Source organism: Neisseria sp. 23W00296, assembly GCF_044772855.1.
GTDB lineage: Bacteria > Pseudomonadota > Gammaproteobacteria > Burkholderiales > Neisseriaceae > Neisseria.
On the sequence record NZ_CP173024.1, the window covers coordinates 13,641 to 31,444 of the forward strand.

Annotated in this window: 20 protein-coding genes; 10 read left to right on the forward strand and 10 right to left on the reverse strand. The window is 57.9% G+C overall.

The genetic code is table 11. The annotated features are described in order from the left end of the window. Positions 1–23 precede the first annotated feature (23 nt). Positions 24–1,073, forward strand: a complete 1,050-nt coding sequence (locus ACG2K1_RS00070) for a S49 family peptidase (RefSeq protein WP_395429615.1) — start codon at positions 24–26, stop codon at positions 1,071–1,073. A 144-nt stretch (positions 1,074–1,217) separates the two neighbouring features. Here the strand turns inward: ACG2K1_RS00070 and ACG2K1_RS00075 are convergent, their stop codons facing one another. The 3 genes from ACG2K1_RS00075 to ACG2K1_RS00085 form a co-directional block, all read right to left on the reverse strand. Continuing rightward, positions 1,218–1,910, reverse strand: a complete 693-nt coding sequence (locus tag ACG2K1_RS00075; RefSeq protein ID WP_402838278.1) for a hypothetical protein — start codon at positions 1,908–1,910, stop codon at positions 1,218–1,220. Next, positions 1,861–2,733, reverse strand: a complete 873-nt coding sequence (locus ACG2K1_RS00080) for a DDE-type integrase/transposase/recombinase (protein WP_402838281.1) — start codon at positions 2,731–2,733, stop codon at positions 1,861–1,863. Before ACG2K1_RS00080 ends, ACG2K1_RS00075 begins: the two co-directional genes overlap by 50 nt. A gap of 228 nt (positions 2,734–2,961) precedes the next feature. Then, entirely contained in the window at positions 2,962–4,719 is a 1,758-nt protein-coding gene (locus ACG2K1_RS00085) for a M61 family metallopeptidase (protein ID WP_395429611.1), read from the reverse strand. Between the two features lie 344 nt (positions 4,720–5,063). Here ACG2K1_RS00085 and ccoN point away from each other — a divergent pair, with 344 nt between their 5' ends. From ccoN to ccoP, 4 genes are read left to right on the forward strand one after another with little or no spacing between them, the layout of a single operon-like run. Next, the gene (gene ccoN / locus ACG2K1_RS00090) at positions 5,064–6,497 is read left to right on the forward strand and encodes a cytochrome-c oxidase, cbb3-type subunit I (RefSeq protein WP_198142876.1); all 1,434 of its coding nucleotides are present in this window, start codon (positions 5,064–5,066) and stop codon (positions 6,495–6,497) included. A gap of 24 nt (positions 6,498–6,521) precedes the next feature. Beyond that, entirely contained in the window at positions 6,522–7,133 is a 612-nt protein-coding gene (ccoO, locus tag ACG2K1_RS00095; RefSeq protein ID WP_009425112.1) for a cytochrome-c oxidase, cbb3-type subunit II, read from the forward strand. 4 nt (positions 7,134–7,137) lie between these two features. Continuing rightward, a complete protein-coding gene (locus ACG2K1_RS00100) occupies positions 7,138–7,314 on the forward strand; it encodes a CcoQ/FixQ family Cbb3-type cytochrome c oxidase assembly chaperone (RefSeq protein ID WP_009425111.1) in 177 nt (58 codons plus the stop codon). A 23-nt stretch (positions 7,315–7,337) separates the two neighbouring features. Continuing rightward, positions 7,338–8,717: a cytochrome-c oxidase, cbb3-type subunit III gene (ccoP, locus tag ACG2K1_RS00105; RefSeq protein ID WP_395429610.1), complete on the forward strand. Its 1,380-nt coding sequence runs from the start codon at positions 7,338–7,340 to the stop codon at positions 8,715–8,717. A 764-nt stretch (positions 8,718–9,481) separates the two neighbouring features. Here ccoP and ACG2K1_RS00110 read toward each other — a convergent pair. Further along, positions 9,482–10,162, reverse strand: coding sequence for an IS1595 family transposase (locus ACG2K1_RS00110; protein WP_402838290.1), 681 nt, complete (start codon positions 10,160–10,162; stop codon positions 9,482–9,484). 55 nt (positions 10,163–10,217) lie between these two features. On the opposite strand from ACG2K1_RS00110, the gene ACG2K1_RS00115 reads away from it, so the two are divergent. Continuing rightward, on the forward strand, positions 10,218–10,409 hold the full coding sequence (locus tag ACG2K1_RS00115; protein WP_395428791.1) for a hypothetical protein: 192 nt from the start codon (positions 10,218–10,220) through the stop codon (positions 10,407–10,409). Between the two features lie 222 nt (positions 10,410–10,631). Here ACG2K1_RS00115 and ACG2K1_RS00120 read toward each other — a convergent pair whose 3' ends face one another. The 6 genes from ACG2K1_RS00120 to ACG2K1_RS00145 all read right to left on the reverse strand — a co-directional run bounded on the left by ACG2K1_RS00120 (position 10,632) and on the right by ACG2K1_RS00145 (position 15,438). Further along, positions 10,632–10,937: a hypothetical protein gene (locus ACG2K1_RS00120; protein WP_395428792.1), complete on the reverse strand. Its 306-nt coding sequence runs from the start codon at positions 10,935–10,937 to the stop codon at positions 10,632–10,634. Between the two features lie 55 nt (positions 10,938–10,992). Then, a complete protein-coding gene (locus tag ACG2K1_RS00125) occupies positions 10,993–11,391 on the reverse strand; it encodes a hypothetical protein (RefSeq protein ID WP_395428793.1) in 399 nt (132 codons plus the stop codon). A 115-nt stretch (positions 11,392–11,506) separates the two neighbouring features. Continuing rightward, entirely contained in the window at positions 11,507–12,589 is a 1,083-nt protein-coding gene (nagZ, locus tag ACG2K1_RS00130) for a beta-N-acetylhexosaminidase (protein ID WP_395428794.1), read from the reverse strand. 90 nt (positions 12,590–12,679) lie between these two features. Beyond that, a complete protein-coding gene (locus ACG2K1_RS00135; RefSeq protein WP_395428795.1) occupies positions 12,680–14,167 on the reverse strand; it encodes a DegQ family serine endoprotease in 1,488 nt (495 codons plus the stop codon). 106 nt (positions 14,168–14,273) lie between these two features. Next, positions 14,274–14,804, reverse strand: coding sequence for a hypothetical protein (locus ACG2K1_RS00140; RefSeq protein WP_395428796.1), 531 nt, complete (start codon positions 14,802–14,804; stop codon positions 14,274–14,276). Positions 14,805–14,829: 25 nt separating this feature from the next. Further along, positions 14,830–15,438, reverse strand: coding sequence for a BON domain-containing protein (locus tag ACG2K1_RS00145; RefSeq protein WP_009426607.1), 609 nt, complete (start codon positions 15,436–15,438; stop codon positions 14,830–14,832). A 247-nt stretch (positions 15,439–15,685) separates the two neighbouring features. Here ACG2K1_RS00145 and fabG point away from each other — a divergent pair, with 247 nt between their 5' ends. The 4 genes from fabG to ACG2K1_RS00165 all read left to right on the forward strand — a co-directional run bounded on the left by fabG (position 15,686) and on the right by ACG2K1_RS00165 (position 17,771). Continuing rightward, positions 15,686–16,432, forward strand: a complete 747-nt coding sequence (gene fabG, locus ACG2K1_RS00150) for a 3-oxoacyl-ACP reductase FabG (protein WP_036496330.1) — start codon at positions 15,686–15,688, stop codon at positions 16,430–16,432. 180 nt (positions 16,433–16,612) lie between these two features. Beyond that, positions 16,613–17,002, forward strand: a complete 390-nt coding sequence (locus tag ACG2K1_RS00155) for a YqjD family protein (protein WP_009426605.1) — start codon at positions 16,613–16,615, stop codon at positions 17,000–17,002. 75 nt (positions 17,003–17,077) lie between these two features. Then, a complete protein-coding gene (locus ACG2K1_RS00160) occupies positions 17,078–17,476 on the forward strand; it encodes a phage holin family protein (protein WP_395428797.1) in 399 nt (132 codons plus the stop codon). Next, positions 17,469–17,771 (forward strand): hypothetical protein, encoded by a 303-nt coding sequence (locus ACG2K1_RS00165; RefSeq protein WP_009426603.1) that lies wholly within the window; start codon positions 17,469–17,471, stop codon positions 17,769–17,771. The genes ACG2K1_RS00160 and ACG2K1_RS00165 overlap by 8 nt, the downstream gene beginning before the upstream one ends. Positions 17,772–17,804: the final 33 nt, after the last annotated feature.

A 17,804-nucleotide genomic window follows, 5' to 3' on the forward strand; every position in this document is an offset into this window, starting at 1 on the left:
GTCACACATCCACAGGAAACCCCATGAGCTTCAAAATCCAACGCGAAGAAGAACAGCGCGACGAAAACACCCCGCAACAAACCGCCCCGCAGACCGCCCCCGCCGAAAGTTGGGAGCGCGACACCCTCTACAAACTCCTCCTCAGCGTCCACAAAGAACAACGCAGCAGCCGCTTCTGGCGCAACGTCTGGCGCGGCGTCGGCGCACTCCTCTTCGCCGGCACCCTCTTCACCTTCCACAGCTGCGCCACCGGCAGCTTCGACAGCGGCAGCGGCCTGGAAAAAGTCCTCGGCGCAAAAAGCAAAGCGCACACCGCCGTCATCAAACTCGAAGGCGTCATCGGCGGCGGCCACCAAGACCAAGTCGCCATGCTGCGCGACGGCCTCGAAGCCGCCTACGCCGACAAAAACGTCAAAGGCATTATCATCCGCGCCAACTCCCCCGGCGGCTCGCCCGTCGTCTCCAACACCGCCTTCAACGAAATCCGCCGCCTCAAAGAACAACACAAAGACATCCCCGTCTACCTCGTCGCCCAAGACCTCTGCGCCTCCGGCTGCTACTACATCGCCGCCGCCGCCGACAAAATCTACGCCGACCCATCCAGCCTCGTCGGCAGCATCGGCGTCATCGGCGGTGGCTTCGACTTCACCGGCCTGATGGACAAACTCGGCGTCAAACGCCGTCTGAAAATTGCCGGCAGCAACAAAGGCATGGGCGACCCCTTCACCCCCGAAACCCCCGAGCAGCAGGCCATCTGGCAGCAAATGCTCGACCAGATTCACGGCGAATTCATCAAGGCCGTCAAAACCGGACGCGGCAGCCGTCTGAAAACAAACGACCCGCAAATCTTCAGCGGCCGCATCTACACCGGCATCGAAGCCGAAAAAACCGGCCTTATCGACGGCTTCGGCAGCGTATACAGCGTCGCCCGCGATGAAATCAAAGCCCCCGACCTCGTCGACTACACTCCCGAAGACGACGGCTTCGCCCGCGCCCTCAGCCGCCGCCTCAACAGCGAAGTGCGCGACGGCGTGCGCGACGGCCTGCAAAGCCTGCACAACCAAAACTGGTAAACGGTAGAGAGAAAAAAGGCCGTCTGAAAACCTTCATCGGGTTTTCAGACGGCCTTTGCTTCGCCGCTCTCACGCAGGCGTGAATGATGTCAGGGAAATGTTCAGACGGCCTTTCAGGATTTTGGTTTCGTTGGAATTGCGCTTTCAGGCAAACTGTGCGGCCGTCTGAAAAGCAGCCTGAGAACGGCGGGGCAACTGTTTTCCCTCTCCCGCTTGCGGGGGAGGGCTAGGGTGGGGGCTTGCGATGCTTCGGCAACTTTTGCGGAAACGGCACAAAAGCAGTTCTGCGAACTGCCACCTCCTCCCCAACCCTCCCCTGCGCCCAAGTGTACAGACCGGACACATAAGTAACACCTGTGCGGGGACATGGGTAACAGTTTTTCGGGCAGTTTGGCAGAAGTCGTTCAGGTCAATCCGGCCGAGGCGGTAGAAGCAGAAACAGATTTCGTACACACCGTCTTCGCTTTGTACCGGACGGCAGGCTACGGCTTGTCCGACCAGCCCTTTGCCGATGCGTACCTGCCGACCCGGCAGGCTGATGTGGCCGTTGGTGTCCGTTTTGCGCACCAAGTCTCCCGGCAGGTATTCGACCGGTGCCAAGTGTTCGGGAAATTCCCTCGGGCTGCTGCGGTAGTGTTGCGAAGGGGTGTCCGGTCCCAGTGCTTCATGCGGCCTTTCGTGGTTGTAGCAGTGCCGCCGGCTGTCAAACGCCTGCTGTGCCTGCTCCGGGGGCTGTTGGCAACCGGCCTTGCGGCGGTGTTTTTGGTAAAAATCCGCGCTTGCCGCGTCAAAAATGCTCGCAAGGTGTCCAACCTTGCTGTGCTTTTTTCCTTGCATTCGCGGATTTTTCCTCAAAAAACCGCTTCGCAAGCTGATTGCCAACAGCCCCGCCGAAGGTTCTGCCTTTGAGCACTTCGGCTTTCAGGCTGCGGTGGAAACGTTCGTCTTTGCCGTTGGTCTGCGGGTGCAGCGGACGGCTGCGGCCGGGACGGATGCCCAGGCGGATAAGCCAGGCGGCCAGGAGGGTCAGTCCGCCTTGCGCGCTGTCGCCCCGGGGTGCGCCGTTGTCGGTGTTGATTCTGTCGGTCAGTCCGTATTGTCTGAATGTTTCGGTCAATGCTGCCTGTACGCCTTCCCTGTGCTCGTTTGCTGGGGCGCGCAGGATGATGTTGTAGCGCGATCGGTCGTCGATAACGGTCAGCGGGTGGCAGCGGCCGCCGCCGGTGGCGAAATGGCCTTTGAAATCCATCTGCCACAATGCGTTGGGGTAGGGATGCCCGAAACGCTGCCGGTTGTGTGCCGCATGGGTGTTTTCGTGAATGATGCGTCCGTTGCGGTGCAGTATGGAGGTGATGGTGCCGGGGGCGATGTGTATGCCGTGCTCGCGCTGCAGTATGCGGGCGATTTTACGGCCGCCCCATGCGGGATGTTCGTCGCGTACGGCGAGTACCTGCTGTTCGGTTTGGTTGGCGGTTTGCTTCGGGCTGTTGTGCGGACGGCGGGATTGTTCTTGGGTGCTGTCGCGTTTGAGCCATTTGTAGGCGGTTTTGCGGCTGATGCCGAATTGTCGGCACAGACGGCTGATGTTGCGGTCGGGTTGTCGGGCTAGGGTTAAAAATTCCTGTCGTTCTCGGGACACGGTGGTTTCTCTCCAAGGCATGGTAGGGATTCCGTCTGTTGGGACGGGGAAGTGTTACCTATGTCTTCGTACGGGTGTTACCTTTGTGTCCGGTCTGTACACCAAAGTGCGGGGGAGGGAGTTTGGTGCGCGACGGGGTTGGCGGTTTCAAAAACGGTATCCCGGCGTAGGCGTAGGCAGTATTTCGGGTTTTAGTTTGGCCGACACTGCTTTGAGGCCGTCTGAAAAGGGTTTCAGACGGCCTCTGTGTCAGGCCGCGTCGAGCAGCCAGCGGCGGAGTTTGTCTTCGTCTTCTATATAAAGAAGGGCGGTTTCGGCTGCGGCGGCTTTGAGGGTGAGGGCGGTTTGGTGCAGGATGCCGTGGCGGAAGTAGTGGATTTGCCAGATGTCGTCGGGGCGGCTGTCGGCGAGGAGGGCGGCAAGGTTGGTGCAGGCGCGGCCGTTGACGGCGGTGATTTTGTCCTGCGGGCAGAGGGCGGCGTTTTCGGCGCTGCCGCCGTTGAGGATGTGGGTGAGGATGGCGTGGTCGGTTTTTTGCGTGAAACGGGCGCCGAGGTCGGCGGCGGGTTCGGGCGGGGCGATGGGTGCGCCGATAAGACCACCGCCGTGGCTGCGGGGCAGAGGGGCGTATTGCAGGCCGATGCCGACGGTGTGCAGGCAGTCGGCGAGGGGGAGTTCGTCTGTGGTGTATAAGGCCGTCTGAAAGAAGGCGGCGAGGTTAAGGCCGGTGATTTGTTGGCAGCGGGTTTGCCATTGTTGTTCTTCTATGCCGCGTTGGGTGGCGAGCCAGTCGCGGTAGAGTTGTTGCATGACGGTGTCGAGGGAGTGGGCGCCGCTGCTTTTTTGCCGGATGAGGAGGTCGAGGCAGAGGGCGGCGAGGGCGCCTTGCTGGTAGTAGCTGACGAGGGCGTTGGGGGCGTTTTCGTCGGCTTTGTAGTATTTGTGCCAGGCGGTGTAGGAGGATTGGGCTAGGGTTTGTTTCAGACGGCCTTTGTTTTGGCGTACGCGGGTGATGTTTTTGGCCAGGAGGGTGAGGTAGTTTTCGGGGGTGATGACGCGGCTGCGGGCGAGGATGAGGTCGTCGTAGTAGGCGGTGATGCCTTCGAATGCCCAGAGTTGTTCGGTGTGGTTTTCGCGGTCGAGGTCGTAGGGGGCGAAGGCGGCGGGTTTGACGGATTTGACGTTCCAGGCGTGGAAGTATTCGTGCGAAAAGAGGCCGAGCAGTTCGGTGTAGGCGGGGGCGGCCTCGCCCATGCCGTGCGGCGGCAGGCTGTTGCGGTCGGCGTGCAGGGCGGTGCTGCTGCGGTGTTCGAGGCCGCCGTAGATGTTGTCGCCGAGGTGGAGGAGGAAGAGGTATTCGGCAAACGGGGCAGGCGCGGGGAAGAGGGCGAGTTGGGTTTCGCAGATGCGTTGCATGTCGTCGCGCAGGCGTCGGCGGTCGAAGTCGGAATAATGGCCGCTGAGGGCGATGCGGTGGGGGATGCCGTGTGCTTGGAAGGTGATGGTTTCGATGTGTCCGAGTTCGACGGGGTGGTCGATGAGTTCGCCGTAGGAGGCCGTCTGAAAGGTGTTTGCGCCGACGGCGGGCAGGGTGGTGGCGGTCTGCCAGTCTGCGGGCAGGTTTTGTAGGACGAGGGTTTGGGTTTCGTTCAGACGGCCTTCGAGGGCGAAAAGGAGGCAGGCACCGTCGAAGAAGCCGCGTTCGGCGGTGAGGTAGGAGGCGCGCACGGAGAGGTCGTAGGCGTAGACGGTGTAGCGGATGCGCCACTCGCCGGCGAGTGGTTCGGTCTGCCAGGTGTTTTTGGCGGTTTGCCGCAGGGCGGCGGGGCGGCCGTTGTGTTCGGCGTGGATTTCGACGATGTGGCGGGCGAAATCGCGTATGGTGTAGCTGCCGGGCACCCAGTTGGCGAGTTTTAACACGGCAGGGGTGTCGGCGTTTTGAGTGAAGATGAGGGTGATGTGCCAGTAATGGGCTTTGGGTTCGGGGCTGAGGGTGTGGGTAATCATGATGAAAATTTAATGGCTCAATAGGATTGGGCAATGTTAAAAATTAATTGATTGGTGTCAAATCATAAATTAGTTAAAATCTATAACCTTGTAAAGTGTATGGGAATTTAGTGTAAAGATTGCCGCTTTACCTTGACGGGCGGGCTTTCTTTTCCGCTTTCCGGCCATTATGGCAGCGTGCAAACGGGCTGCCAAGCGGCGGATTCTCTGTATGCTTGGTTCGGCAAAACGGCCGTCTGAAAAAGGCGGCCGCAGCAAATTGATGGAAAAACGGCTTTGCGCGGCGGGTTTCGGCGTGCCGCAGAATCGACCGGATTTATTTTCCGTGTTTAATGGAGACTTTCATGGAAGCGCAAACTTATAACTACAAAGTGGTGCGGCAGTTCGCCGTCATGACTGTAGTTTGGGGGATTGTGGGTATGCTGGTCGGCGTGATCGCCGCCGCGCAGCTTTTCTGGCCCGCACTCAATCTGTCTGAAATCGGCCCGTGGTTCCACTTCGGCCGCATCCGTCCGCTGCATACCAATGCGGTGATTTTCGCCTTCGGCGGCTGCGGTCTGATCGGTACGTCTTACTATGTGGTGCAGCGTACCTGCAACACCCGTCTCTTCGGCGGCTGGCTGCCCGCATTCACGTTTTGGGGCTGGCAGGCCGTGATTCTGGCCGCTGCCGTCAGCTTTCCTATGGGCTGGACGCAGGGTAAGGAATACGCCGAGCTGGAATGGCCGGTCGATATTCTGATTACGCTGGTGTGGGTGGCTTATGCCGTGGTGTTCTTCGGTACTATCGCCAAACGCAAAATCAAGCATATCTATGTGGCAAACTGGTTCTACGGCGGCTTTATTCTCGCCGTTGCCCTCTTGCATATCGTCAACAACCTCAGCCTGCCGGTCGGCCCGATGAAATCGTATCCGATTTATTCCGGCGCCATCGATGCGATGGTGCAGTGGTGGTACGGCCATAACGCCGTGGGCTTCTTCCTGACCGCAGGCTTCCTCGGCATGATGTACTACTTCGTGCCCAAGCAGGCCGGTCGTCCCGTTTATTCCTACCGTCTCTCCGTCGTGCACTTCTGGGCGCTGATTTTCACCTATATGTGGGCGGGTCCGCACCATCTGCACTACACCGCGCTGCCCGACTGGACGCAGTCTGTCGGCATGGTTTTGTCGCTGATTCTCTTTGCACCCTCTTGGGGCGGCATGATCAACGGCATCATGACCCTCTCCGGCGCGTGGGGCAAACTGCGCACCGACCCGATTCTGAAATTCCTCATCGTTTCCCTGTCCTTCTACGGTATGTCCACCTTTGAAGGCCCGATGATGTCGATCAAAACCGTCAACGCTCTGAGCCACTACACCGACTGGACAGTCGGCCACGTACACGCCGGCGCGCTCGGCTGGGTGGGCTTCGTTACCATCGGTTCGGTCTACTACATGATTCCCCGCCTGTTCGGCCAAAAAGAAATGTACAGCACCAAACTCATCGACGCGCACTTCTGGATTGCCACCATCGGCGTCGTCCTCTATATCGCCTCGATGTGGATTGCCGGTGTGATGCAGGGACTGATGTGGGGCGCGCTCAACGAAGACGGCACGCTGACCTTCGCCTTTGTCGAGGGCGTGAAAGAAAGCATGCGCTTTTATGTCATCCGTTTTTCAGGCGGCCTCCTTTACCTGAGCGGCATGTGCATCATGGGCTACAACGTTTACCGTACCATCATGAACGGCAAACCGGTTGAAGCGGAAATTCCCGCCGTGGCCGAAACGCAGCACCATTAATATAAGAAAGACGGGCTACCAAAAATGAAACTGCAACAACTAGTCGAAGAAAAAGTCGGCGTCCTCATCGTGTTTACCCTGCTGGTGGTCAGCGTGGGTCTGCTGATCGAAGTCGTCCCACTGTTCTTCTCTCCGGCGGTTACCAAACCGATCGAAGGAGTCAAACCCTACAACGCCCTGCAAGTGGCCGGCCGCGACATCTACGTGCGTGAAGGCTGCTACAACTGCCACTCGCAGATGATCCGTCCCTTCCGTGCCGAAACCGAACGCTACGGCCACTACTCCGTGGCCGGAGAATCGGTTTACGACCGGCCCTTCCAATGGGGTTCCAAACGCACAGGTCCCGATTTGGCGCGTGTCGGCGGCCGCTATTCCGACGAATGGCACCGCATCCACCTGCTGAACCCACGCGACGTCGTGCCCGAGTCCAATATGCCCGCCTTCCCCTGGCTGGCGCGCAACAAAGTCGATCCGGCTCAGGTTGTCGCCCACATGAAAGGCCTGAAAGCTTTGGGCACACCCTACACCGACGAAGAAATTGCCAAAGCTCCCGAAGAGCTGAAAGACAAATCCGAATTGGAAGCGGTAATCGCCTACCTGCAGGGTTTGGGCTTGGCCTTGAAAAACGTAAGGTAACACCATGGACGTTAACTGGGCGCGCAGTCTGTTTACCGTAGCGGTATTCGTCAGCTTCATGCTGGTTCTGTACATCGTTCTGAACAAGCGCAATAAAACGAACTACGACGAAGCGTCGCACAGCATCATCGACGACGACGACACCCCGCACGGTAACGACAACGACAGTCCCGTCCGTTAACCCGTGGCACGGAGCTAAAAACAATGAACACAACATCCCATTTCACCAGTGATTTCTGGAACTACTACATCATCGGCATCATCGTCCTCAGCTTTATCGGCCTGATCTGGCTTCTGCTGTCGCAGAACAAAGTCAAGCCCCTGCCCAAAGGCGAAGACGTCAAAACCACCGGCCACGACTGGGACGGCATCGAGGAATACAACAACCCCATGCCCCGCTGGTGGTTCTACCTCTACATCCTCACCTGGCTGTTCGGCATCGGCTACCTCGCCCTCTACCCCGGCCTCGGCGACTTCAAAGGCCTGCGCAACTGGACCAGCGTCGGCGAATACCGCGCCGAAGTGGACGCGGCCAAAGCCAAATACGGCACCATCTATGCCAAATACGGCAAAATGTCCGTAGAAGACACCGCCAAACAGCCCGAAGCCCGCACCATCGGCAAAAACCTGTTCGACACCTACTGCATCCAGTGTCACGGCTCCGATGCTAAAGGCTCGCGCGGCTTCCCCAACCTCACCGACGCCGACTGGCTCTACGGCGGCACTCCGGAAAAAATCCAGGAAACCATCACCAAAGGCCGCACCGGCATCATGGCCTCCTGGGGGCCCAAACTCGGTGAAGAAGGCGTGAAAGACGTTGCCAACTACGTCCTCTCCCTGTCCAAACCGGAAGAGCAATACGACGCCGAACGCGCCGAACGCGGCAAAGTCCTGTTCAACGGCCCGCCCGCCAACTGCTTCACCTGCCACGGCGACAAAGGCCAGGGCGTCCGCGGCCTCGGCCCCAACCTCACCGACGATGTATGGCTGTGGGGCGGCACCCAGAAAGCCATTATCGAAACCGTTACCAACGGCCACCACAACCAAATGCCGGCTTGGGAAGGCTTCCTCGATAAAGACAAAATCCACCTGCTGACCGCCTACGTTTGGGGCTTGTCGCACAAAGACGGCAAAGCGCTGAAAACCGACAGCGAAAACGAACTGGGCAAAAAAGCCGCCGCAGCTGCCGCGGCCGAGCCGAAAAAAGTCGAACCCGCGCCTGCCGCAGCCGCCCCCGAAGCCGCCGCTTCTGCCCCTGCCGCAGAAAGCAAACCCGCGGAAACCGCCGCAGCCAAACCCGGACAGGCCGCAGCGCCCGCTGCCGACGGCAAAAAAGTGTTCGACGGCCTGTGCTTCGGTTGCCACGCCGCCACCTCCGCCATCCCCGACACCCCGCGCATCACCCACAAAGACGAATGGGCGCCGCGCATCAAAAAAGGCAAAGACACCCTGTTCAAACACGCCATCGAAGGCTTCACCGACAAAGGCATGATGCCCGCCAAAGGCGGCAACACCGCCCTCTCCGACGACGAAGTCAAAGCGGCCGTGGTCTACATGGTGAACGAATCCGGCGGCAAGTTCTAAACACCGTCCGAGTGCAAATAAAAAAAGGTATGCGGCCAACGCATACCTTTTTCTGCTTTGAGGCCGTCTGAAAAGTCCAAAACGGCTTTTTCAGACGGCTTTTTCGCGTCGTATAGTGAGCCAAAATAAAAAATATACGGCGTTGCTGCGCCTTGCCGTATTACCCATACTGTCTGCGGCTTGCTGCCTTGTATCTTTTCTATTTTGGCTCACTATATGTAGGGTGTGTTACGCAGCAACGCACGCGGTTTGCCGCTTAAATACAGCGTCGGCCAACGTTTAAAAGAGTAGTTTCAACAGAGTGAAAACCGCTAATCTGCAAATACAAAAAGGCCGTCTGAAATCCGAATTTGGTTTTCAGACGGCCTTTCGTGTCGTGAGTAGGGTGTGTCGCCCGCAGGCGACGCACGCGGCTTATGGATTAACGGGCAGCCCGCCGATTTTGCCCAAGCATCGGAAACCGCGTGCGTGCCTGCGGCACACACCCTACGCAAGAGTTGAAAACGCACCGCCCCGCCGTTTATGCGGGCGGCGGGGCAGGGAGAGGAATATCGTCTTTACAAAAATTTGCGTGCTGCGTGCTGCGTGCTGCGTGCTGCGTGCTGCGTGCTGCGTGCTGCGTGCTGCGTGCTGCGTGCTGCGTGCTGCGTGCTGCGTGCTGCGTGCTGCGTGCTGCGTGCTGCGTGCTGCGTGCATTATAATTTTACCACTTTCCATTGATTTGGAAAGGAAATTTAAGATTTTAGGGGCTTAGGAAGCAAAAATCATTTCAAAGGATCTTTTCGCAGCATTTTCAGCAGCACTTTGTACAAATCATCATGCCTGTGATTAAAGCGGAATTCGGTTTCTTTCAAGTGCAGGTAAAACGTATGTCGTGCTACGCCGTGAAATTGTATCAGACGGTGTTTTGCATAACTCCAAAACGACTCGATACCGTTGATATGCTGCGCTCCTCGGGCAAATTCATTCTGCCCGTGACGCACCCTGAAATGCTTTGCAAAACCCATATCAACCAAGCCGTGATAACCACGCCGGCCATCAGTATTGATAACACTCTCAACAGAAATGTGCCCGCGTATTACCTTTTGCAGTGTGGCTTTGGACGCATCAGGAACGATTTCCGTATAGACCTTGTTGCCCCGTTTGAGTACGCCGAAAACGACGGTTTTGCCACCGGCACCGCGCCCGCGTTTACCACGGATGCGCTTTGCGCCAAAGTAAGATTCGTCAAGTTCCACAACGCCGTCAAAAGGGGTTTGCTGCTCGCTTTCGACAGCCAAACGCCGGCGCAATTTCAGAAAGGGCGTGTTGATGCTTCGGACGCTGATACCGGTTAGCCCGGCAGTATCGGAGGCGGTCAAATCCAAAGCAAACAGCCGCAGGATTTGACGAAATTGCGGTTCGGAAATTTTGCTGAACTTTTGATACTTGTTTTTTAATTTCATTTCAGAAGCTTATCACTGTTTTTGGTGATTTTGCTTCCTAAGCCCCAATTTTATTATGGATAAAAAGATAAAGACGGACAAAATTTTACAGGTATTGATGGTTTCTACGGTATTGGTTGCACCAATGGTCGTTGGAGCGGAAGTTAAGGAATTTGGGATGGGGATAAGTGCGGAAAAAGCGAAGCTGTACAGCGGAGTAGGAGTAGTAGAAAGAGTAGGACGGTATGATTATTTGGAGGGGATGTAGGAGAAGTAGGAGTAGGCCTGGTTCATACGGCGGCAAAGGATAGGAAAGCGGAAGGAAGTACAGGCAAGCAGGTTGCGAAGCAGGCGAAGAGACAAAAGAGAGTTGCTAAGAAAAAAGGAGTAGATTGGGGTAGAATGAGTCGACAAGACAGATTGAAAAGAGAGGAACGTGAACGAACCGGTAAACCATTTGATTGGGAAAAATATCTTTAATCTTGCAAACTTAAAAGACGGCCAATTGGCCGTCTGAATTTTTATCTATCATTTGAAGGTTTCTTCCGTTGTCCTGTCCTTGAACAATGTGTTCTTGGGTGTTTGATACGTTTGCTAGATTAAGCTTGTTTGCTTTTGCATAAAATGCGCCAACAATTTCTTTAGCGTCGTGAGAAAGGTCATTTTTATTGTCTCTTAGCCGTTTACCTAATTGTAAGTACATTTCGGGTGCCTTTTCTCCTGTTTCCTGATAAATTAAATCGGCAACTTTCATCCCATCTTTCAATTTACTTGGGTCAATACCATTATCGAGCAACTATTCATCTATCTTTTTTTGTCTGCCGGACTGCCTTTTTCATAAACTTCGTTTATCAGTACAGAGTTTTCGATAAAGCTTTGATATACATATCCTGTTTATGTACAGGCATTTTGTGAATATCGGCATTTTTATTGGCTGCAAAACCTGCTTTCATCATTTCTTCCATTTTGTGTACCTTCTCGAACAAATCCATCTGATTGATTTTTAGAGATGATTCTGTTTCTTGAATTTCTTTTGCCAAATCCATCCCGTTTTTTTCTGCCCAGTCTGCTACTTGTTTAATAGAAGCTTGAGAGGAGAGCATATGAATAAAAGCGAGATGAAGGTTATGGAAGAATTGTTGAATTTCGTGATGTCGGATGATTTGTTCGTGATTGATTTCGACCTGTTTTTGAATAATTTTTTTATGTTTTTCTAGGCGGTTTTTGTATAGCTCTTCGTATTCCAGCATTCTGCGGGCGACGGCTGCGCCGCAGCCGTGCGGCATCGTCGAATTGATAATAAATGAGGCCGTCTGAAAGTCTGTTTGGCTTTTCAGACGGCCTTTTGCTTTGGATGGCGGGTTTTTAAAACGCTTCGCCGACTTTGACGCCGCCGGCGGTGTCCTGCGGCGATGCGAGGGCGGCGGTGAGGGCTTGGGCGGCGCGGAAGTCTTCGCTTTGCATGGCGGCGCGTGCCTGTTCGGGGCTGAGGGTGCAGGCGGTGTTTTGCCAGCGGGCGGCGAGGGCGGGGTTGGCGGGGGCTTGGAAGCCGTCGAGCAGTTCGTCGGTGAGGTCGGCGCGGTTGCAGACGAGGACGATGTCGCAGCCGGCGGCGAAGGCTTGGGCGGCGCGTTCGCGGATGCCGCCTGCCGCCGCCGCGCCTTCCATGGTGAGGTCGTCGGAGAAGATGACGCCGTTGAAGCCGAGCTGTTGCCGCAGGACGGTTTGCAGCCAGTAGGGGGAGTAGCCTGCGGGCAGGGGGTTGGCGGCGGGGTAGACGACGTGGGCGGGCATGACGGCGGCCATGCCTGCGGCGGCGAGTTTGGCGAAGGGGACGAGGTCGGCGGCTTCGATTTCGGACAGGGGGCGGTTGTCGTGCGGCAGGGTGTGGTGGCTGTCGCCTTCGACGTGGCCGTGGCCGGGGAAGTGTTTGCCGCAGGCTTTCATGCCGCCTTGGTTGAGGCCGCGTTGCAGGGCGAGGGCGAGGGCGGAGACGGTGTCGGGATGGGGGTGGAAGCTGCGGTTGCCGATAACGGCGCATTGTCCCCAGTCGAGATCGAGTACGGGGGTGAAGGAGAGGTCGATGCCGCAGGCGGCCAGTTCGGTGGCGAGGACGCGGCCGACGGTTTGGGCGCAGCGTTCGGCTTCGGCGGGGCTTTGTTCGTCCCAGATGCGGCCGAGGGTGCGCATGGCGGGCAGGCGGGTGAAGCCGTCGATAAAGCGTTGGACGCGGCCGCCTTCGTGGTCGACGGCGACGATGGGTTCGGGTTGGCGCAGGGCTTTGATTTCGGCGACGAGTGCGGTGAGTTGGGCGGTGTCGCGGAAGTTGCGGCGAAAGAGGATGACGCCGCCTATGGCGGGGTGGAGCAGGCGGCGTTTTTCTTCTTCGCTGAGGGTATGGGCGGCGACGTCGGCCATGACGGGGCCGCGCGGGAGATGGGGTTTCATGGGCGGGTTCTTTCGGGAGTTTGTGCGGGATTTGCGGCAGGCGGTTTTCAGACGGCCTCAATGCGGGACATTGAGGCCGTCTGAAAAGGCTTATTGCAGGTTGAGGGCGAGGAAGATGGTGCTTGAGCCGCGCTGTACCAGAAGGGGGATGTTGTTTCCGGCTGCGGCGATGGCTTTGCGCAGGGCGTCTTCTTCGGTAACTTGGGTTTGGCCGACGGCGAGGATGTAGTCGCCGCGCCGCAGTCCGGCGCGTGCCGCCGCGCCTTCGGCACGCAGCACTTGCAGGCGGTTGCCGTTGGCGGAGGCTTGTTCGGAGAGGGTGAGGCCGATGTTTTCGACGGTGAAGCTCTGGCTTTGCAGGCTGTCGCTGCCGTCTGCGGTTGTGCGGCCGCCGCTGCGGCTGCTGTTTTTGTCGGCGTTGTCGAGCAGGATTTTCTGTTCAACGGTTTGGCCGTTGCGCCAGATGGTAAGGGTGATTTCTTTTCCGGGGGCGATGGAGCCGACCATGACGGGCAGGTCGTTGGAGGAAAGGACGTCTTCGCCGTTGACGCGTAGGACGACGTCGCCCTGTTTGAGGCCGGCGGCAGCGGCGGGGCCGTCGGGCAGGACTTGGGCGATGAGGGCGCCGGTGGGTTTGGCGAGGCCGAAGGATTTGGCGAGGTTGTAGTCGACTTTTTGGATGATGACGCCGAGGCGGCCGCGCTGGACTTTGCCGGTGGTTTTGAGCTGGTCGGCGACGTTCATGGCAACGTCGATGGGGATGGCGAAGGAGATGCCCATAAAGCCGCCGCTGCGGCTGTATATCTGGGAGTTGATGCCGACGACCTGGCCGTTGAGGTTGAAGAGGGGGCCGCCGGAGTTGCCGGGGTTGATGGCGACGTCGGTTTGGATGAAGGGGGTATAGCTTTCGTCGGGCAGGCTGCGGCCTTTGGCGGAAACGATGCCGGCGGTGATGCTGTTTTCAAAGCCGAAGGGGGCGCCGATGGCGGCCACCCATTCGCCGGTTCGCAGGGCTTTGGCGTCGCCGATTTTGACGGTGGGCAGATCGGCGGCTTCGATTTTGAGCAGGGCAAGGTCGGATGGGGTGTCGGAGCCGATAAGCTTGGCGGAAAATTCGCGTTTGTCGTTGAGCGTGACTTTGATGTTGTTCATGCCGGAAACGACGTGGGCGTTGGTGAGGATGTAACCGTCGGCGCTGATGATGAAGCCTGAGCCGAAATTTTGGTCTTTGTCGTCGTCGGGGTTTTGCAGCTGCGGGGCGTTGGGGACGAGGCGTTTGAAGAAGTTGTAGAACGGGTCGTCTTCGGGGAAGGGGCTGTCGTCGCTTTGGTTGTCGGTTTCGCTTTGTTTGGCAGCCTGGATGTTGACGACGGTCGAGCCTTCCTGTTCCATCAGTCGGGTAAAGTCGGGCAGCAGCATGGCGACTTTGCCTTGTTCGGTTTGCGCTTCGACGGGTTTGGCAAAAGCCTGTTCCTGTCGGGCGGGGGTGTCGGCGGCTTTGTCTTCTTTTTTGCCGCAGGCGGCCAGTGCCAGCGCGACGGCGGCGGCAAGGGCGAGGTGTTTGCAACTGGGTTTCACGGTGCTTCCTTTGAATGCTTGAAATGCTTGGTTTTCGGCGTTCAGGCCATCTGAAAGGTTTTAGTTTCGTTGAAACTTCTCTTTCAGACGGCCTGTGCCGTGGTGTTTAAAACAGGTTGTCCATGTCGGAAGAGGACTGGCGCTTGGGTGCGGTTTTTTCCGCTTTGGGCTTTTCGGGTTTGGGGCTGTTGACGGGTTCCAAAACGGTTTCGCCGCTGTTTTTCGTTTTATTGACCGGTTCGAGAACGGTTTCCTGCACCGGTTTTTCTTCTTTCGCTGCCTCTTCTTTGGCCTTGGTTTTGGGCTTGGCCGGTTTGGCGGCGTCTGCCTGCGGGGTGTTTGTTTCGGCGGCGGAGGCTTCGGTTTGCGCGGGCTGCTGCGGCAGCAGCGGGTTGCCTGCGGCGGGCGGGACGGCGGATGCGCCGTTGGGCGACCATACTTCCACTTTCTCCGGCTGCGGCGCGGCGGGCTGCGGCTGCTGCGGCGGGCGTTGCAGTTCGAGCCAGACGTTGATGAGCAGGGCGGCGACGGCAACGGCCAGCACGAACACAAATGCCCACAGGATTTTTCCTGCGCTCAGGAAGCCTTTTTTCTTTTTCTGCTGCGGCGTGCCGGGTAAGGGGTTTTCTTCGTTCATTTGCGTGTTCTTCTAATCGGTTTGTTTATTTTTGCAGCGTGTAGTTTTGGTAGAGGGTGACGACTTTCTGCACGCCTGCGGTGGTGCTGACGCGCTGGGTGACGGCGGCCTGTTCTTCGGGCGTGAGGATGCCCATTGCGTAGGTGACGCCGTCGTAGGTGACGATTTTGACGCGGCCGGGGTAGACGCCGTTCACGCCCAGCATCATGGTTTTCACCTTTGTCGTGCTCCATGTGTCGGCGGAAATATTGCCGAAGGAGCGCGCCTGCGGGTTGACTTCGATGTAGTTGTATACCGCCTGCGCCGACTGCTCGGAACGCGCCACCTGTTCGACGAAGCGGCGTTCGGCTTCGGTGGCCACTTTGCCCAGGAGCAGGATGTGGCGGTTGTAGCTGACCACGCTCAGGTTGGGCGTGAAGCCGTCGGTTTGGTTGTTTTGCCGCAGGTAGGCGGCGGCGGTGTTTTTGACGCGCAACTCGATGATTTGGTCGTCGGCCTGCGCGCCGGTGGTGCGGCGGTCGATAACCGACGATGTGCCCGCCGCCGCGCCGCCGATAACGGCAGCGGCGCAGCCGCCGAGCAGCAGGGCGGAAACCAGGGCGGCAGACAGGGTTTTGATGGGGGTTCGGCTCATTTCCGTATCCTTTCGCAAAAGGCGTTTGACGAGCAAACGCCTTGAAAATACACAGCGGCGCGTATTGTAGCGGGTATTGCCGCCGATGCGTAGGGTTTGTTGGCCGCCGTTTCCCTGCGGCGCGGGAGGCCGTCTGAAAAAAGGCGGCGGGCGGATTTGGGTTTGAAGCTTCGCTTTCAGACGGCCTTGTGATATAAGGCCGCCTGTTTTTTCAGACCAACCGTATTACATGCAAAGGAGCACCATGATGAGTACGCAAGATTTAACCGGCAAAGTCGCCCTCGTTACCGGCGCCTCGCGCGGCATCGGCGCGGCAATCGCCGACACGCTGGCCGCAGCAGGCGCGAAAGTCGTCGGCACGGCCACGAGCGATAGCGGCGCGGCCGCCATCGGCAATCGTTTGGCGCAATGGGGCGGCGCAGGCCGCGTTTTGGATTCCGCCGCGCCCGACACCATCGAAAACCTGATTGCCGAAATTGAAAAAGAGTTCGGCAAACTGGACATTTTGGTCAATAACGCGGGCATTACGCGCGACAACCTGTTGATGCGTATGAAAGAAGAAGAGTGGGACGACATCATGCAGGTCAACCTCAAATCCGTGTTCCGCGCCAGCAAAGCCGTGTTGCGCGGTATGATGAAGCAGCGTAGCGGCCGCATCATCAGCATCACTTCGGTGGTGGGCGCGATGGGCAACGCGGGGCAGGCAAACTACGCCGCCGCCAAAGCGGGCTTAATCGGCTTTTCCAAATCGCTCGCCCGCGAAGTGGGCAGCAGGGGCATCACGGTCAACTGCGTCGCCCCCGGCTTTATCGACACCGACATGACCCGCGCCCTGCCGGAAGAGACGCGCAAAATGTTTGAAGCGCAAACCTCGCTGGGCAGATTCGGCGACGCGCAGGACATCGCCGACGCGGTATTGTTTCTCGCTTCCGAGCAGGCCAAATACATCACTGGACAAACGCTGCACGTCAACGGCGGCATGCTGATGCCCTGATTTGCTTTTCTTGTTAAAGACTGACGGAGGCCGTCTGAAAAGCTTGTTCAGACGCCCTTTTGCTTTTTGTATACAAATCTTTACGCAATACTGTAAACATTTAATTGATTTAATTGACCTTTGTCTGCCGCCGCCCTATACTGGCGACCTTTCCAACCCGAACCGAAGAGGAGCAAACCGATGAGCAAATACGACCGTGACGAATTTGAAGCACGCAAAGCCGATATGCTGGAAGAAATCCGCGCCGTGATGGATGATGTGGAAGCGCTGTACAGCCAAGGCGTGGAGCAGGGTACGGAAGAAATCGAAGAGCTGAAAAGCCGTTTGGGCGGCAAACTCGAAGCCGCGAAAAAGAAACTGCGCCACTTTGAAGAAGAAGCCTCCGAAACCTTCAAACGCCGCTCGGCCTACGCCAAAGAGAAATTCCGTCAGTTTGAAGACGAAGCGGGCGCGCAAATCAAGCGCCGCGCCAAGCAGGCCGACGAAGCCGTACACGAAAAACCGTATTACGCCATGGGCTTTGCCGCGCTGGCAGGCTTGGTAGTCGGCGTGCTGCTCAACCGCCGTTAAACGCAGGCAGACAGAGGCCGTCTGAAAACCCTTTCAGACGGCCTCTCTTCCAATTATCCGACACTCGGAGCGACGATGGGTATCAGACAAGAAATCGACCATGCTAAAAACCTGTTCGACAAAGGAACGGATCTGCTGCTCTTGCGCCTGCAAATGCTGGCGTTGGATTTGTCGGAGCAGGCGGAAAGCACCTTCGCCATCATGCTGTCGCTGCTTTTTGCGGCGGTGATGTTGTTTGCCGCCGTGCTGGCCGCCCTGTTCGGCCTCAACCGACTGCTCGGCGACACTTGGGCGGTGGGCGTGTTTTTCGCCATAACGGCATTCTGCCTGCTGGCGGCGTTTCTGTTTTTCCGCCGCATCGGCGCGGCGTGGCGCAAACAGCGTGCCGATTTGTCTGCCGCCGTGGCGGCCGTACGCGACGACATCGCCTGTTTGCGCGGCGAAACGGCAGACAAGGAGCAGCATCATGAATGAACAGGAACAGCGGCGGCAGGCGCGCGAACTGCTGGAACTGGAAATCAAACTGGCGCGGCTGAAAGTGCAGGCCGCCCGCATCAAACGGCAGCAGGCGCGGCAGAACGACAGCCGCAGGCGCGGCGAATGGCTGGCGCTGGCGGAAACTGCCGCCGCTGCGGCCGCCGACGGCTGGGGACGCAAAGCCGCCTTCGCCGCCGCGCCGCGCAAATCGCGCTGGCTGTGGCTCGCCGCCTGGGCGGCCTGGCAGTTTGCACGGCAGAGGGCGGCGGAGCGCTACGGAAAATCCCGGTAGGCCGTCTGAAAGCCTTGTTTGCCACGCCCGATG

Bases quoted from the DNA above. Each gene is read 5' to 3' on its own strand.
- ACG2K1_RS00100 (WP_009425111.1), top strand. From the start codon at position 7,138: ATGGACGTTAACTGGGCGCGCAGTCTGTTTACCGTAGCGGTATTCGTC.
- ACG2K1_RS00080 (WP_402838281.1), bottom strand. From the start codon at position 2,733: ATGCCTTGGAGAGAAACCACCGTGTCCCGAGAACGACAGGAATTTTTA.
- ACG2K1_RS00140 (WP_395428796.1), bottom strand. From the start codon at position 14,804: ATGAACGAAGAAAACCCCTTACCCGGCACGCCGCAGCAGAAAAAGAAA.
- ACG2K1_RS00125 (WP_395428793.1), bottom strand. From the start codon at position 11,391: ATGCTGGAATACGAAGAGCTATACAAAAACCGCCTAGAAAAACATAAA.
- ACG2K1_RS00115 (WP_395428791.1), top strand. From the start codon at position 10,218: ATGGATAAAAAGATAAAGACGGACAAAATTTTACAGGTATTGATGGTT.
- ccoN (WP_198142876.1), top strand. From the start codon at position 5,064: ATGGAAGCGCAAACTTATAACTACAAAGTGGTGCGGCAGTTCGCCGTC.
- ACG2K1_RS00085 (WP_395429611.1), bottom strand. From the start codon at position 4,719: ATGATTACCCACACCCTCAGCCCCGAACCCAAAGCCCATTACTGGCAC.
- ccoP (WP_395429610.1), top strand. From the start codon at position 7,338: ATGAACACAACATCCCATTTCACCAGTGATTTCTGGAACTACTACATC.
- ACG2K1_RS00145 (WP_009426607.1), bottom strand. From the start codon at position 15,438: ATGAGCCGAACCCCCATCAAAACCCTGTCTGCCGCCCTGGTTTCCGCC.
- ACG2K1_RS00155 (WP_009426605.1), top strand. From the start codon at position 16,613: ATGAGCAAATACGACCGTGACGAATTTGAAGCACGCAAAGCCGATATG.
- ccoO (WP_009425112.1), top strand. From the start codon at position 6,522: ATGAAACTGCAACAACTAGTCGAAGAAAAAGTCGGCGTCCTCATCGTG.
- ACG2K1_RS00110 (WP_402838290.1), bottom strand. From the start codon at position 10,162: ATGAAATTAAAAAACAAGTATCAAAAGTTCAGCAAAATTTCCGAACCG.
- ACG2K1_RS00160 (WP_395428797.1), top strand. From the start codon at position 17,078: ATGGGTATCAGACAAGAAATCGACCATGCTAAAAACCTGTTCGACAAA.
- nagZ (WP_395428794.1), bottom strand. From the start codon at position 12,589: ATGAAACCCCATCTCCCGCGCGGCCCCGTCATGGCCGACGTCGCCGCC.
- ACG2K1_RS00165 (WP_009426603.1), top strand. From the start codon at position 17,469: ATGAATGAACAGGAACAGCGGCGGCAGGCGCGCGAACTGCTGGAACTG.
- ACG2K1_RS00075 (WP_402838278.1), bottom strand. From the start codon at position 1,910: ATGCAAGGAAAAAAGCACAGCAAGGTTGGACACCTTGCGAGCATTTTT.
- ACG2K1_RS00070 (WP_395429615.1), top strand. From the start codon at position 24: ATGAGCTTCAAAATCCAACGCGAAGAAGAACAGCGCGACGAAAACACC.
- fabG (WP_036496330.1), top strand. From the start codon at position 15,686: ATGAGTACGCAAGATTTAACCGGCAAAGTCGCCCTCGTTACCGGCGCC.